This window comes from Kribbella yunnanensis (assembly GCF_039529655.1).
Classification (GTDB): domain Bacteria; phylum Actinomycetota; class Actinomycetes; order Propionibacteriales; family Kribbellaceae; genus Kribbella; species Kribbella yunnanensis.
Window position 1 is genome coordinate 156450 of sequence record NZ_BAAANF010000007.1, and the last position, 14697, is coordinate 171146.

At 66.6% G+C, this 14697-nt stretch carries 12 protein-coding genes; 5 read left to right on the forward strand and 7 right to left on the reverse strand.

Features of this window, described 5'->3' with window-relative positions; translation table 11 throughout:
* Nucleotides 1-18 precede the first annotated feature (18 nt).
* The 3 genes from ABD231_RS11145 to ABD231_RS11155 form a co-directional block, all read right to left on the reverse strand.
* On the reverse strand, nt 19-4509 hold the full coding sequence (locus ABD231_RS11145) for a glycoside hydrolase family 2 TIM barrel-domain containing protein (protein ID WP_344149183.1): 4491 nt from the start codon (nt 4507-4509) through the stop codon (nt 19-21).
* A gap of 422 nt (nt 4510-4931) precedes the next feature.
* A complete protein-coding gene (locus ABD231_RS11150) occupies nt 4932-5588 on the reverse strand; it encodes a response regulator transcription factor (RefSeq protein WP_344149185.1) in 657 nt (218 codons plus the stop codon).
* Nucleotides 5585-6532 (reverse strand): sensor histidine kinase, encoded by a 948-nt coding sequence (locus tag ABD231_RS11155; RefSeq protein WP_344149187.1) that lies wholly within the window; start codon nt 6530-6532, stop codon nt 5585-5587. The genes ABD231_RS11150 and ABD231_RS11155 overlap by 4 nt, the downstream gene beginning before the upstream one ends.
* A gap of 121 nt (nt 6533-6653) precedes the next feature.
* Between ABD231_RS11155 and ABD231_RS11160 the strand changes: the two genes are divergently transcribed.
* From ABD231_RS11160 to ABD231_RS11170, 3 genes are read left to right on the forward strand one after another with little or no spacing between them, the layout of a single operon-like run.
* Nucleotides 6654-7355: an ABC transporter ATP-binding protein gene (locus tag ABD231_RS11160; RefSeq protein WP_344149189.1), complete on the forward strand. Its 702-nt coding sequence runs from the start codon at nt 6654-6656 to the stop codon at nt 7353-7355.
* Complete coding sequence (locus ABD231_RS11165) at nt 7352-8080, forward strand: hypothetical protein (RefSeq protein ID WP_344149191.1); 729 nt, start codon at nt 7352-7354, stop codon at nt 8078-8080. Before ABD231_RS11160 ends, ABD231_RS11165 begins: the two co-directional genes overlap by 4 nt.
* Nucleotides 8077-8697, forward strand: coding sequence for a hypothetical protein (locus ABD231_RS11170; protein WP_344149193.1), 621 nt, complete (start codon nt 8077-8079; stop codon nt 8695-8697). The genes ABD231_RS11165 and ABD231_RS11170 overlap by 4 nt, the downstream gene beginning before the upstream one ends.
* A gap of 9 nt (nt 8698-8706) precedes the next feature.
* Here ABD231_RS11170 and ABD231_RS11175 read toward each other — a convergent pair whose 3' ends face one another.
* Nucleotides 8707-9090 (reverse strand): PPOX class F420-dependent oxidoreductase, encoded by a 384-nt coding sequence (locus tag ABD231_RS11175; RefSeq protein WP_344149195.1) that lies wholly within the window; start codon nt 9088-9090, stop codon nt 8707-8709.
* Nucleotides 9091-9148: 58 nt separating this feature from the next.
* On the opposite strand from ABD231_RS11175, the gene ABD231_RS11180 reads away from it, so the two are divergent.
* On the forward strand, nt 9149-9661 hold the full coding sequence (locus ABD231_RS11180) for an NUDIX domain-containing protein (RefSeq protein ID WP_344149197.1): 513 nt from the start codon (nt 9149-9151) through the stop codon (nt 9659-9661).
* A gap of 99 nt (nt 9662-9760) precedes the next feature.
* Here the strand turns inward: ABD231_RS11180 and ABD231_RS11185 are convergent, their stop codons facing one another.
* The 3 genes from ABD231_RS11185 to ABD231_RS11195 all read right to left on the reverse strand — a co-directional run bounded on the left by ABD231_RS11185 (nt 9761) and on the right by ABD231_RS11195 (nt 13516).
* Nucleotides 9761-11818 carry a PQQ-dependent sugar dehydrogenase gene (locus tag ABD231_RS11185; protein WP_344149199.1) on the reverse strand — a complete coding sequence of 686 codons (2058 nt, stop codon included), beginning with the start codon at nt 11816-11818 and terminating at the stop codon, nt 9761-9763.
* A gap of 258 nt (nt 11819-12076) precedes the next feature.
* Nucleotides 12077-12901 carry a MauE/DoxX family redox-associated membrane protein gene (locus ABD231_RS11190; protein ID WP_344149201.1) on the reverse strand — a complete coding sequence of 275 codons (825 nt, stop codon included), beginning with the start codon at nt 12899-12901 and terminating at the stop codon, nt 12077-12079.
* Nucleotides 12902-12913: 12 nt separating this feature from the next.
* Nucleotides 12914-13516: a cell wall protein gene (locus tag ABD231_RS11195; RefSeq protein WP_344149203.1), complete on the reverse strand. Its 603-nt coding sequence runs from the start codon at nt 13514-13516 to the stop codon at nt 12914-12916.
* 694 nt (nt 13517-14210) lie between these two features.
* Here ABD231_RS11195 and ABD231_RS11200 point away from each other — a divergent pair.
* Nucleotides 14211-14507: a hypothetical protein gene (locus tag ABD231_RS11200; RefSeq protein WP_344149204.1), complete on the forward strand. Its 297-nt coding sequence runs from the start codon at nt 14211-14213 to the stop codon at nt 14505-14507.
* Nucleotides 14508-14697 lie beyond the last annotated feature (190 nt).

The following is a 14697-nucleotide window of genomic DNA, read 5'->3' on the forward strand; positions in this document are numbered from 1 at the left end:
TGCCATGTCGCTTGCTGGTCAGGATGTGCAGTGGAGGGTGGCGGCCGCCCAGTCGGCGTGATCGTGGGCGTTGCCGTTGCTGGCGGCGCCGACTTTCAGGCGGAGAGTGGTGGCGTTGGTGGTGTCGATGGTGATGGGGGTTGCCGGGTCGGCGCCGGTCAGGGTCGGACTGGTGTAGCGGCTGGTGCCGTCGGTGACGACCTCGAACTGCACGCTGCCGGCGTCACCGACCTCGTCATCCACGCCGATGTCGGCGGTGAACGACGTACAGTGACCGCCCAGATACAGCTCGACCGTGGATTCCGCGTGCACGCCGAGCCCGGATGGGTACGTCGTACCGCCGATCGTGATCGGGAGTCCGTCGGAATCACCTTGTTCGCCGTTACTGCGGTTGCGTTCGACCGGTCCCCAGCCGTTCTGCTGGGAGACAAAGTCCAGTGCGCTGACGGCGACGGTTCCGCGCGGTGGTTCGGGCGCTCCGATGAGCTGGGCCGATACGTGGCGCACCCCTGCTGCCTGAGCGGAGACCTCAGCAGTCAGCGGCCGCAGGCCGCGTGGTGTGCCGGCTCCACGAATCACCTGTACGACGGCGATGGCCGACTGCCCGGGGGCGATCGTGCCGAGGGTGGTCACGCTGGGCTGGACAGTCCAGCCGTCAGAAGCTCGCAGGGCTGCGGAGACGGCGGACAGGTTGTCGCGGCACGGATTGGTGACCGTGAGGACCGCATCGATGGTTTCGCCGGCCTCAACGTTCTGCTTGCTCGGTACCAGCGTCGCGTCCGGTGTGCACACCACCTGGTCGTGCGGCTGTCCGTTGGCCCGCACCTCTGCCGGACTGAGCGGCCGCAGTAGGACGGAGTAGGCGAACTCGCGGTCGCCTTCCACCTGGTACTGCGGCAGCGGCTCGTGGAAGGTCTCGCTCACTCCGGTGACTGCGTGGCTGACGTGCAGCGTCGTACCGTCCTGGTTGCGTTGCAGGGCGTGCGGATAGAGCGCGCGGTCGGCGTCGTCGTACTGGTCGACTGCGACGTTCAGATCGCCAGCCACGAGCAGGCCGCCGGTTTTGCCGTCGGTGAGGGTCGCCCAGCGCACATCGCTGTGGTTGCCCTGGTCCTGCGGCTGCACGTACGGGAAGTACTGGTCGGCCACGGTGGACGAGTAGACGCCAATCGGTGTCGCGTCCTTGCGGTCGCTGTAGTTCTCGACCGGGCCGCGGCCGTAGTACGTGAACTGCTGGAGGATGTCCGGAACCTTCAGCGAGAAACCGATGCGTGGCAGGTACGGAACCGTCCGTGCCTTCCCTTGCGGGTCCGCGCGATGCGACACGTTGATTTCGCCGTTGCCCGTCACGGTGTGGATCATCGTCTGCTGGAACGACGAGCCCGGCGCTGCCGCCGTACTACGGGCCGTGACGGTGACTGCGTCAGTCGTCTGATCGACGGTGAAGTCGGACACTGTGGTCGCCAGGCGATCCAGTCCGGCGTTGCGCCAACTGCCGCCTTCGCCCCACATCTCGTTGTAGAGCGGCGCACGCCAGGCATCGAGCTTGGGTCCGCGACTCAGCAGCTCGCGCCCGCGAACCTTCATCGAGGTCAGCGTGCCGGCGGTCTTGTTGAAGGTGTAGCTGAAGTCGCGACCCGACACGACCGTGTCCGATCCGCTCTGGCGAACGGCGAGCTTCCCACTCGGCTCCGGCGAGGTGACGCCGCGAACCTGCGTGCCGCCAACCGCGAACTGGCCCAGCGACACTACATGCCCAGCCGGCGCCCAACTCGTGGCCTTCAGCAGAACAGCCTGTACGTCGAGCCAGCGCTCAAGGCCGTCCGGATTGGCGGGCAGCTTCGGCAACTGCAGTGTCTTCGTCGTCCCCGCCGCGACATCGAGCGGCTGCCGCCCACTCGCGATGGTGCGTTTCGCCTCCCGCACCGACCACCGCAGCTGCAGGTCGTCGGTGCCGGTGAACGCGCGCTCGTTGGTCACCGTCACACGACCGTAGCCAGGCGCTTTCGTGAAGCGAATCGGCGAGTGCACCAGCGCGAGCTCACGCGTCTCGGGCTGCAGCGTCCGATCGGGATTGACCAGACCATCCACGCCGCCCGGCCCAGCGCCGTACGTCAGGTAACGCCCCTTCGTCTCGACCTCGTCGAAGTCCAGAGCCAGTACGGCGGTCATCTTCGGATCGGCGGCGAGTTCGGCGTCGGTCAACGCCCGGTGGTAGATCCGCACGTTGTCGAACGTGCCGTGGGACGGTCGCGTCGTCGGGTTCTCCTGCGGCTCCGGGTTCCGACCGATGTTGAGCGGGTCGGAGGAACCGGCGACTGTGCCGGTCCAATCTGTGCGCCCGACTTCCTTGCCGTCCAGCAACAGCGTTAGCGTGTGCCCGTCGAACGTGCCGCTCACGCGATGCCAGTTGCCGCGCCAGTCGGCCGGTACGGCGGATTGCACGGTGTGCCAGCCGCCATCGCCGTACACGAAGAACTCCAGCGTGTTCTGGTCGGCCATCTTCAAGGCGTACTGCCGGTTGCCCTTGGCAATCATGGTGAAATCACCGGTCCAGCTGTCGGGCTTCACCCACACGTCGAGGGTCAGACCGGTCGACACCTCTTCGAACTTGCGGTCGCGGTACACCTCGACCCAGTCGTCGAGGCCGGACAGGTACAAACCCTTGCCCTGCTTGCCCTCGACCTGCTCGGGGAGGCCGGTGAACCACGCCATGATGTTGTTGCCGGAGGCATCGGGTGTGATCTTGAGCGGCTGGTAGATGTTCTGTTCGGCCCAGTCCCAGATGAATCCGCCTTGGACCTGCGGATAGCGCCGGACGACATTCCAGAACTCGTTGAAGTTGCCGAAACCGTTGCCGCTGGCATGGGCGTACTCGCCCATGATGATCGGCTTCTCGGTCGTCTTCGCCATCGCCTCGAGTCCGTCCGGCGACGGGTAACGCGGACCCCAGACGTGCGCGAACGGCGCATCACCGTCGGGCCCGTTCGACTGGTGGTACAGCGGGCGGCTCGGGTCGTTGGCAGTGGCCCACTCGGCCATCGAGTAGTGCGCCTTGCCCAGCCCGGCCTCGTTCCCGGTATCCCACATGAACACGCTCGGGTGGTTCTTGTCCCGCTCGACCATGCCGATGAAGCGATCCAGGAACGCCTTCTGCCACTCGGGTTTCTCGGCCAGACAGTTGTTCGGGCAGCCGTCGTGATGGTGGGTCTCGATCTCCATCTCGTCGGCGATCCAGATACCCCGGGTGTCGGCCAGGTCGAAGAAATACGGGTCGCTGGGATAGTGCGACGTACGGACTGCATTGATGTTGAGCTGCTTCATCAACGCGACGTCCTCGAGCATCCGCGCGGTGGTGGCGTGCCGGCCGGTATTCGGATCTGTCTCGGCCCGGTTGGTGCCCTTGATCAGAATCCGCTTGCCGTTCACCAGGAGCTGCTTGTTCTTGATCTCGATGGTGCGGAATCCGGTCGGCTGGCTGGTCGTGTGCGTGACGCGGCCGGTCGGATCGATCAGCTCGACCACGACGCGATAGACATTCGGCGTCTCATCACTCCACTTAGCGGGATTGCTCACGGGTGCGCTGAGCTGGATCTTGCCGTTGACGATCGCGTTCCCGGTCGTGGTTGCGACCTTGCGGCCGACCGGATCGTGCAGCGTGGCCCGGACCGAGTACCCGGCCGACTGGCCGGCGAGCTCGATCTCGGCGTTCAGCACGGCGTCGCCGTACTGGGCGTCGAGCTTGGGCTTGAGGGTGACGTCCTGGACGCGGACCTGCGGCGTTGAGTACATCCACACCGACCGGAAGATCCCCGCGAACCGCCACTGGTCGTAGTCCTCCAGGTGCGACCCCGCGGACCACCGATGCACCTGCAGCGCAACGGTGTTGCGACCGGCCTTCAGCAGGGGAGTGACGTCGAACTCGGCGGGCAGATACCCGCCCTGGTCGTAGCCCACGTACTTGCCGTTGACCCACACGAAGTAAGCACTCGTGACACCCTCGAACCTCAAGAACGTCTCGCGATCACGCCAGTTCTTCGGTACGTCGAACTCACGCACATACGCGGCCGTCGGGTTGACGTCGTGCGGCACCTTCGGTGGGTTGTCCGGCCACATCTCGGTCGGGATGTTCCGGAAGATCGGATGATCCAGCCCATCGGTCTGCCAGGTGTGCGGTACGTCGACCTCACGCCAACCGCTGGTGTCGTACCCGTCGGCGTGGAACCCGGCCGGCACGTCCTCCGGCCGGTCGGCCATCTGGATCCGCCACTTGCCATCGAGCGACCGCGTCCACGGCGTTTCCTTCCCGGCCCGCACCGCCGCCGCAGCATCGGCGTACGGCCTGAGCTCCGCATGCGGCGCTTGCTGCCCCTCGCCGACAATCTCCGGATTCTCCACGTACTGGTAGACGTCCGGCGGTGGCTCAGCTGCTGGTACTGCCGTCGCGGGAAGCATGGCGAACATCGGGAGAGCGGCGATGGTCCACAGGGCGGCACGGCGCAGCGACATGGTTGACCTCAAGACATGGGCGGATGAATCGGGTCAGATCACTCAGAATCGAACACTATTCCACCGGATTACTCAAGACGCTGGAAACGTTCCGAAGCCCGATCCGGAGCTGGAAGTGGCGGCCTCCGCCAGCCGCTTGACCCACACCCAAATGCACGAGAACAGGACATACCCACCTACGTACACCCACCCCACACGCCTAACCCACCCCGAACCAACCCCAATCCACCCACCACCTCCTGTCCGTAATGCCACCCTCCGACCGCACACCCCACGACAACCGGGCCCAGCACTCGCGGTATCTCGGGTATGTGCCTGGGGCGGACCGCCGCCACTCACCAACTCGTCTTTTGCTCGGCGACACGCCTGGTTTGGGGTGCTTGGGTGTGGTTGGTGAGTGGGGGGCGTCCGGCTGACGGTAGTCAGGTCGGGTGTGGGGTGGTTACCAGACCTCGTTCGTAGGCGGCTATTACCAGTTGGGCCCGGTCGCGGGCTTGGAGTTTGGCGAGGAGGTTGCCGATGTGGGTCTTGGCTGTGCCCATCGAGATGGTCAGGGTGTGGGTGATCTCCTGGTTGGACAGGCCGCGGCCGATCAGGGTGAGGACTTCTGTCTCGCGCTCGGTGAGCAGTGCAGAGGTTGCCTTGGGCATCGATCGGCCGAGGTAGTGCTCGACCAGGCGGGTCAGGATGCTGGGGGCGAAGAGCGACTCGCCAGTGTGCGTCCGCCGCACGGCGTCGACCAACCGATCGGGTTCGGCATCCTTCAGCAGGAAGCCGCTGGCCCCGGCCTGCAGCGCGGCGTGAACGTACTCGTCCAGCTCAAACATGCTGAGCACGACAACCCGGGTCCCCGGCAGCTCGCTGGTGATGCGTCGCGTCGCCTCGATCCCGTCTCCGCCGGGCATCCGGATGTCCATCAGTACGACGTCCGGTCGCAACTCGACGGCCTTCGCGACCGCCCCCTCACCGGTCCCGGCCTCGCCGACCACCTCAAGATCACTCGCCCCGTCGACAATCAACCGCAGACTGTGCCGAATCATCGGCTGATCATCGACAACCAACACCCGTACGGCGCTCACCGGCGATCGGGCAATCGTGCGATGACCTGGTAGCCCGGGCCGCGTCGTGGGCCTGCCTCCAATGTCCCGTCCAGGGCGCCCACCCGTTCCCGCAGGCCGGCCAGCCCGGCACCAGCACCCGGATGCGGAACCCAGTCCGGTCCGGGCCCGTCGTCCGTGACCGTGATCAGGATCGCGTCGGCCTCCCGTCGTACGGCGACCTCGGCGGATGTTGGACCGGCGTGCCGGGCGGTATTGGCAAGCGCCTCGCGGACGATCGCACACACCGTCAACTGAACCCCACCCGACACCTTGCCGACGTCACCGACCGTCGGCTGATCCCCGCCCGACGCATCGCCCACCTCGGCGACCTTGCCGATCTCGCTAACCTCACTCGACCCCTCCCCGGCCTCGCCGACGGCGAGCTTCACACGGACTCCGCTGGTGCGGGCGACCTGGACGATTTGTGGTAGGTCGGCCAGGGTGTCGGCTGGGCGTAGGGACGTGTCGTCTTCGGGGGAGCGTAGGACGGCGAGCATTCGGCGGAGTTCGGTGGTGGCCTGGCGGCCGGTGTGCTCGATGTCTGTTAGGGCGGCGATGCGTTCGGCGTCGCCGGCTGGGCCGGTTAGCGTGCGTGCGGCGGCGGCGCGGACGGTGACTAGGCCGAGGCCGTGCGAGGCGAGGTCGTGGAGGTCGCGGGCGATTCGCAGCCGCTCGGCCTGGATCGCTCGCTCGGCGGCCCAGGCGGTCAGTTCCTCCTCGTACTGGCGTCGCCTGCGTCGGGTGGACAACAGCGCCCAAACAACGACCGCCGCTGCACAGCTCACCAACACGAGAGTGACGGCAATCGCGGCTGCCTGCGGGCTGGCCCCGACACCCGCGAGGACGAGTACCAGAAAACCCAGCACGGCAAGCGCAATCGGCCAGGCGCGGGAACGCAGTACAGGCCGATCGCTGGCTTCCACCTGACCAGTCTAGGTAGCCGACGGCTCCCGCACATCGGACCTAGGTCTGACAGACCTCAGGCCGAGCAGGTCCGGACCCGGGCCCGATCCGGACCTGATCGACAACGGCTGGGATGGGCGCATGATCACGATCGACCAAGTCGTCAAACGCCGCCGGTCCCGCACGATCCTCGATCACGTCGGCTTCGAGGCTCGCCCCGGGCGGGTGACCGCGTTCCTCGGCCCGAACGGCGCTGGCAAGTCCTCCACGCTGCGCATCCTGCTCGGGATCGACCACCCCGACAGCGGCAGCGCCTTGTTCAACGGGCGCCCCTACCGAACACTGTCCGACCCGCTACGCACCGTCGGATCGATGCTCGAAGGCTCAGGAGCACACCGCTCCCGCACAGCCCGGAACCACCTCGCCTGGATCGCCCGGAGCAACGGCATCCCGCAGCGCCGGGTCGACGAGGTGCTGGACGAGGTCGGTCTGGCGGGAGACGCCAAGGCCCGCGTGGCGAAGTACTCGCTGGGGATGGGCCAGCGTCTGGGGATCGCGGCCGCGCTGCTCGGCGAACCCGAGATGCTCGTGCTCGACGAACCGGTCAACGGCCTCGACCCCGAGGGCATCCGCTGGATCCGCGGGCTGCTACGTGGCCGAGCCGAGGCGGGCGGCACAGTGCTGCTCTCAAGCCACCTGATGTCCGAAGTCGCCGATGCCGCCGACGATCTCGTGGTGATCGCAGGCGGCCGAATCGTGACGACGGGAACCGTCACCGAAGTGACGGCCGGGTACGCCGATCTCGAGGAAGCCTTCTTTGCGCTCACCGGGGTGACCCGATGAACGCGCTCAGAGCCGAGCTACGCAAGGCATCCACGCTCCCCGCGGTCTGGGCCGGTCTCGCCGTCACGCTCTTCGGATCCGTAGCGATCACGGCGCTCAACGCAGGTCACGCGACCGGGTCGGCGTTCGACACGGCGTTCGCGAGTATGCCGTTGGGGACGGTCGGCGCGGTCGTGATCGGAGTCGTTGCCTTCAGCAGCGAATACACCGCCAACAACGCAGACGCCGGAGGTGGTCGGCAGATCATCACGACTCTGACGGTCACGCCACGACGGGTGCAGGTCCTGGCAACCAAGATCGTCGCGATCGTCCTGCTCATCGTCGCCTCCGCGGCGGTGACTCTGCCGGTCACAACCGGCGTTGCCCACCTGCTCGTCGACACCACCGCGCCCGCGACCAACATCGTGGAGCGATCCCTCGGTGGAACTCTCTACTGGGTGCTCAGCGGACTCCTCGGCTTCGCGATCACGATCATCCTCCGGAACGGCGTCATCCCGCTCATCGTGCTGATCGTGAACAGTTCGCTCGTCTCGGTATCGCTCCTGCTGTCGAAGCTCACCCCGCTCGCCCAATACCTCCCGGACATGGCCGGCCGCCGACTCTTCGGTGGCGTCAGAACGGTCGAAGGCGGACTCGACGCCGTACCGGGTGGTCTGGTGATGACGGCCTGGGCGGTGCTGTTCTGCATCGCCGCCGGGTTCGTGTTCATCCGCCGGGACGCGTGAACGTCATCCGAGCGGAGCTGGCCAAACTCCGCACCCTCCCAATCACCACCTTCACGATCACCGGCACGATCGCAGTCGCACTCCTGATCGCGATCGCGCTGGAGCGATCCGGCGAACCCGTCGACGTGGTGCCGTATGTCCAAGCAGGGTTCGTGCTCCTGGGGATCATCCCGGTCGCACACGAGCATGCCGGCCGCCAATTCAGTACGACGCTCCTCGCCGTACCGGCCCGTGGTCAGCTGCTCATCGGCAAGACCGTGGCGACCCTCATCACCCTTGTGCTCACCGCGATTGCAACAGCCCTCGCGCAGTCGGAGCGATCAGTGGGAGCGGCGGCGTACCTCACGCTGATCGGGCTACTCGCGTACACCGTCGCACTGCTCATCCGGCACCTCGTCCCTGCGGTGGTTGGCATGCTCTGCCTGGTCCTGATCGTGTCGCTGTTGCTGGCCGCGGTCACCGAACACGCCCGCTGGCTCCCCGACCGAGCGGCGGCCGAGCTCTACCGCCCAACCGACTCGGTCCTCACCGCGACCACCGGCACGCTCGTCATCGGCGCGTGGATCGCGGTCCTCGCCGCCGTGGCCATCCGCCGCTTCCACCGTCGCGACGGATGACCCAGTGCGTCAGACGTTGCGGCGGCTGCTGCCCTCGAAACCCCAGCTCAGGATGCGTTCGGGATGGATCCGGATGATCTGGCGGCTGAAGCCCGGCATCGGGGGAGTTACGTCCTCGAGGGCCTCGGCGCGGCCGCGGATCTCGATCCCGCGCACCTCCCAGCCCTGCTCGGTGTTCAGGTCGTCGATCACCAGGGACACCTGCGGGTCGGCCTGGACGTTGTGGAACTTCCGGCTGGCACCGAGGCCGTGCCCGCCGATGTCGATGTGGTCGTCGCCGACGAAGTACCCGACCGGATTGTTCTGCACCGTGCCGTCGGGGACCTTCGTGGCCAGCCGTCCCAGCTTCTGCCCGCTCAGGAAGTCGAGCTCACCGCTACTGAAGATGCTCATCCGGCGATCGTGCAACCTGAACCCGAGTTGAGGTCAAGCGTGCTCCTAGGGTTATCCCATGAGCAGACACGACGACCTGATCGCCGACGGCGAGCCCGAGGAGGAGTTTCAGCCGGGGATCGCGGAGATCCTGCCGCGCAAGCGGGTGTCGGGTGGTGCGCTGATCCGCGATCGGGACGGCCGGATCCTGTTCATCGAGCCGACGTACAAGCCGTTGCTGGACATCCCCGGCGGCATCGCCGAGCCCGACGAATCGCCGTACGACGCCTGTCAGCGGGAGGTGCTCGAGGAGGTCGGCCTCGATCTGACCATCGGTCCGATGCTGGTCGCCGACTGGGATCCGGCCCGCGGGGTCTGGCACGACGCCCTGGCCTTCGTCTTCGATGGCGGTGTCCTCACCGGCGACGAGCACCTCGTCCTGCAGCCGACCGAGGTACGCAAAGCAGTCTTCCTCACCCTCGACGAAGCCGCACCCCAGATGCGCCCGTCCATGCACCGCCGCCTCACCCTCGCCCTGCACGCCCTGGAGACCGGCATCCCGCAGTACTCCGACTTCGGTCGGCGTCGGTAACGACATGTAGTAGGTGTCTACGTAGACCGCCCGGCACGCTCAGGGGATGAGCGGCCGGGCGGCTTTTCGGGACTACTACGTGTTCTTAGCTACAAGAGGTCAGCCGAACTTGAGGCGGACGATGACGTTGTCGAGGGTGTTCGGGCTGCCGCCGTTCTTGTCGTTGTTGGTGGAGGTGACCCAGAGGCCTCCGTCTGGGGTTTTGGTGACACTGCGGAGGCGGCCCCAGCGGCCGGAGAAGACGGCTTGCGGGGTGCCGACGCCGGTGCCGGCCGAGTTGATCTGGGTGACCCACAACTGCTGACCGGTGACACCGGCGATGTAGATCCAGTCGTTGACGATCTCCAGGCCGCTGGGTCCGGCCTGTGAGGTGGACCAGGTGCGCTTCGGCGCGATGTAGCCGCTGCAGTCGCCGATGGTTCCTTCGCAGGCGGGCCAGCCGTAGTTGCCGCCCTTCTGGATCAGGTTGAGTTCGTCCTGGCTGCTGTCGCCGAACTCGGACGCCCACAGCTGACCGCGCGAGTCCCATGCGATGCCCTGCGGGTTGCGGTGCCCGCGGCTCCAGACATAGCGGGCGTTACCGCCGCTGCTGAAGAACGGGTTGTCGCTGGGCGGGGTCCCGTCGGCGTTCATCCGCAGGATCTTGCCGTTCAGCGAACCGTTGTTCTGGGCGTTGCCGGTGTTCTGCGCATCGCCGACCGACGCGTACAGCTTGCCGTCCGGACCGAACGCGATCCGGCCGCCGTTGTGGTATCGGTTCTTCGACAGCCCGGTCAGCACCGGCGACGACGTCGTGCCCAGTACGCCGTTCTCGTACTTCATCCGCACGACCCGGTTGTCGCCCGAAGCCGTGTGGTAGAAGTACACCCAGTGGTCGGTCTCGAAGTTCGGCGAGATCGCGATACCGAGCAGACCGCCTTCACCGGTGGTCGTCACCGCGCCCGGCACCTTGCCGAGGGTGGTCTTCTGGCCGGTCGCCGTCACCCGCACGACCTCGAACCGGTCTCGTTCGGTGACCAGCGCCGACCCGTCCGGCAGGAATGCGACACTCCAGCCGAGGTCGACCTTCGCGATATCCCGGTCGTACGCCGGAATGCCGCCGGTGCCCGTGGTCGACGTACGGACGGTCAGTGCGTTGCTCGCCGGCGACACGTTGTTGTTGGGGTCTCGGGCCTTCACTGTGAACGTGTAGCTGGTGTTCGGGGTCAGCCCGGTCACGGTCGTCGTCAACGAGCCGGTCGAGGCGACCTTGGTCGTGCCCTGGTAGACGTCGTACCCGGCGATGCTGCCGCTGTCGTCGGTGGACGCGTTCCAGGCGAGGGAGACGCTGTTCGAGGTCACCGCCGTCGAGCGCAGGTTGCCCGGCGCGGTCGGCGGCTGGGTGTCGTTGCTCGGCGGAGTGGTGAAGGCAACGACGTTGCTCTGCTGTGAAGCGTTGCCTGCGGCATCGAATGCGCCGACAGAGATGTCGTACGCCGTGTTGGCGGTCAAGGTGTCCACTGTCGCCGTCAACGTGTTGCCGTCGACGACCTTCAGGACGTTGCCGCCACGGTTGATCTCGTACCGGGTGACCGCGACGTTGTCGCTGGCCGCGGACCAGCTGAAGGTGGCCGCGTTCGACTTGATGTTGCTGACCACCAGGTTGCTCGGTGGGGTCGGCGGGGTGGTGTCGTCGCTGACCGGGTTGACGGTGAGCTTGTCCGCGTTCGGTCCGCCGTCGGCGGTGGTGGCGCGGGCGCGGATCTTGTTGCTGCCGGCGGCGAGTTGGAGACGGACGGTCTTGGTCGCCCAAGTCGTCCACGCGCCGGTGCCGGGATAGGTGATGCCGACGGCGCCGGAGACGCCGTTGACGGTCCAGTCGAGCGGCCGGGTGGCCGTCGTACCGTTGGCGAAGCGGAGCGTCACGTCGGCCGGACCGGCGGGTGCCGTGACTGTCCATTCGACGTAGCTGCCGACGAGGTTGTCGTAGTTGACGAAGCCGGTGCCGGTGTACCCGGCGTGGTTCGACTCGACCACTCCTTGGGAGATGGTCGCGGTCTCCGCCTGGTAATCAGTCGGGGCCGCAGTGGCGGTGGGAGGTGCGGAGGTCAGGGCGAGCGCGGTGGCCAGTACGGCCGCGCTCGAGACGAACCTGCGCCGGAGCGTGCGTGGTGTCATCGGAGGTCTCCTGGTGTTCCGGGGCGGTAGGAGCTGCAGGGGAACCACATATCATTAGGAAAGTTTCCTAACGATATTGGGCATGACACCACCAGTGAGCAACTGGTGTCAACGGGTGACGCCTGCCCTCCGAAGATGATCGCACGGGTGGGCATGCGCTTTCCCTGTGAGCGAGCGCAGCGAGTGAACAAAAGGCGCAGTCAGAGGTCAGCCCCCGTGGAACCGGTCGGGCGGTTCCACGAGGGCTGGGTGGGTTGGTTAACCGGCGAGGCCGAGTGGCGCTGGGCGGTAGAGCGTGTGACCCGATGTCTCGTCGACGACGGCGACCCGGACGGCCTCCGGGGTGGTGTCGCCATGCGGTACGGCGAACACGGCGGTGGCCGGGCGACCGTCGTACCGGGCGGTGTAGCTGACGAACCGCCAGTCCGCCTCGTCCCAGTAGTCGCGGATGTCGGACCGCAGGAGTCCGGTCACCGCGCGATGGGCGGGGCTGAGGAGGAGCAGGCGCTGGGTGGCAGCGAGCGGTACGGCGTTGCTCGCGGTGCCGGCGAGTGGGTGACTGAGCTGGATGCGCAGTCTCCGGAGCGGGAGTAGCCAGTAGCGGTCAAGCTCGGGAGACAGTACGACGAACGCTGCCGCCTCCGCGATCAGGACGAGTGCCGCCGGTCCGGCTGACCACCATCCTTGGGGTGCCGTCAGCGCGGCTGTTGCTGTTGCTGTCAGCAACAATGCGCGGCCGATCGACCGCGCTTCCACGGGTTTGGCCGCCGTACCGGCGCAGCCGCAGGACGCCTCGGGGACGACGAGTTTGGCGTAGATGAGGTAGGCCGTGAAGCCCACGCCGAGTGCGGTTGCCGCCAGCACTTCTGGAGTCCAGGCGGGCGGACTCAGCAGTGCCAGGGCGAGGACCGCTTCGATCGCGCCGACGGTGCGATAGGCGGGCTTGGCCCGTTTCTCACCGACGAGCTTCGGGAGTGCGGTCTTGGTTGCTTCCTCCGGCCGGGCCAACTTCCCGTACGACGTCCAGAGGAGGAGTAGTCCGATCAGCAGCGGCTGGGCGGCCGCCACCTGCTGTGCGAACATCGCGGTCCCCGTTCAGTTCGCCGCGTAGATCGTCGCGAGGTCGATCTCGTTGGTCCCCGGCCGCCAGGCGCCGATCACCTGGACGTGCCGGCCGACCTTCAGCATGGACAGGTCCGAGACCGCGGGTGTCCCGTTGTAGACGGCCGCCGTGATCCCTTGCTGGACATGGCCGACGACCTTCTGGCCGTGGTGGTCCAGGTTCAGACCGGTCCGGCCGATCGAGTTGATCATCACGTCGAGGTTGACGATGTTGATCCAGACCGACTCGGCCGCGAGTACGCCGTTCGGCAGCTTCACGCCACGTGCATACAGACCGTCGCCGATCCTAGCCTGGTCGATCGTGGTCGGCTGAAGCTTCCAGACGCTCGTCACTCCGGTCAACTGGATCTTGTGCAGCCGGCCGTCAGATCCCTGTACCTGCAGGAGATCCTGGTTGCGGCCGGTGATCAGACCTTCCGCGAAATTGGGATCCGGAGCACCCGGATCCGGTACCTGCGCCGACGCCGCGAACGCAGCCTCCGGCGCCAGCGATCCCATCGCACTGGCCGCAACCAGCCCGGTCGCGCCGAGTGCGGCACGCGTGAGCAGAGCACGCCGATCCATCGTCGATGTCATCTCAGCTCACCTCATCCCACATCGATGCCGGCCGGAATCAACCCGGCGCTCAGACTGGCGATCCGCGTGAACGCCGCCGGAGTCAGATCCATCACCCGGTTCGACGCACAAGTCCCTCCGCAGCAAGCCCGCTCACCACAGAACGACCGAGTCCGCGGCCCACAGTCCGCGATCGACGTCACCACCCGTGCCCCGTTGCACAGGTTGGTCGTCGCATGCCGGAACCCGCAGGTCCGCCGGGAAACCCCGGTGACCCCGCACTGATCCGGCCTGGTGATCGCGTAGCAAGCGTCCGACGTATTCGTCCACGCATGCTGGAAGTTCCCCGAATGACACGTCCCGCAAGCGCCGGTCCCGGTACTCGCACAAGGTCCCCATGCGTTCCCGCAACAGAACCACGACGCTTCGCCGACAAGTCCGTACATCACATCCATGACGTTCCTCCAGGTCTAGGGGCGGTAAGACCTCAGAACTTCTTTGTACTCCTCAGAGCAGAAATCTCCCAGACCTCGACAGAAACGGAAACTTTTTGCCTAACGAGACCCACCCGACCCGGAAAGCTGTGGGGTGGGTGTTGAGCCTTCGGTGTGCCGAGGGGCGGTAGACCTGCTCGCCGCCGAACTCGTCAGCCGCGATACCACTCCCCGGAGGTTTCGGGTGGTTGGAGCGGTTGCCTTGGGCTACTAATCCGGTGGTGGCTGAGGCGTTGGTGCGGTTGGCGAAGGTCCGGGCTGGGCAACGCGTGCTGGATCCGTTGTGGGTCGGGGACGTTGCTGGTCGCGGCGAGTCGGCAGGCGGACGGCGTACGGGTGGTGAGATCGCGCGGGTGCTCACCGCGGATGGGCGGGCGGTGTTGCTGACCGAGGACAAGCGGCTGTTGCGGGATGCGGTGGCCGGCTGTCGTGGGGTGAAGGTCGTGCGGGAGCGGGTGTTGCGGTTCAACGGGGCTACGCCGACGGTGTTCGTGGTGATGCCGACGCGGCGGGGGTAGCGCGGGCGACTGTATGCGGTATACGCTCCTGTATCGGTATCGGATACAGTTGGTGTGTTTGTGGAGGGGAGTATTCCGTAACGGCAGTGTCGTCATCACGGGAGGCCTGGGCGGCCGAACCGGTGCTGCCGGCCTGGAGTGATCCAGGCGGAAGAGACCTCCGGACCATGTCATTGTCACGCGTCCGGAG

Coding starts and splice junctions, on each gene's coding strand:
- ABD231_RS11195 (WP_344149203.1), bottom strand. CDS start 13,516: ATGACATCGACGATGGATCGGCGTGCTCTGCTCACGCGTGCCGCACTC.
- ABD231_RS11175 (WP_344149195.1), bottom strand. CDS start 9,090: ATGAGCATCTTCAGTAGCGGTGAGCTCGACTTCCTGAGCGGGCAGAAG.
- ABD231_RS11190 (WP_344149201.1), bottom strand. CDS start 12,901: ATGTTCGCACAGCAGGTGGCGGCCGCCCAGCCGCTGCTGATCGGACTA.
- ABD231_RS11165 (WP_344149191.1), top strand. CDS start 7,352: ATGAACGCGCTCAGAGCCGAGCTACGCAAGGCATCCACGCTCCCCGCG.
- ABD231_RS11180 (WP_344149197.1), top strand. CDS start 9,149: ATGAGCAGACACGACGACCTGATCGCCGACGGCGAGCCCGAGGAGGAG.
- ABD231_RS11185 (WP_344149199.1), bottom strand. CDS start 11,818: ATGACACCACGCACGCTCCGGCGCAGGTTCGTCTCGAGCGCGGCCGTA.
- ABD231_RS11160 (WP_344149189.1), top strand. CDS start 6,654: ATGATCACGATCGACCAAGTCGTCAAACGCCGCCGGTCCCGCACGATC.
- ABD231_RS11145 (WP_344149183.1), bottom strand. CDS start 4,509: ATGTCGCTGCGCCGTGCCGCCCTGTGGACCATCGCCGCTCTCCCGATG.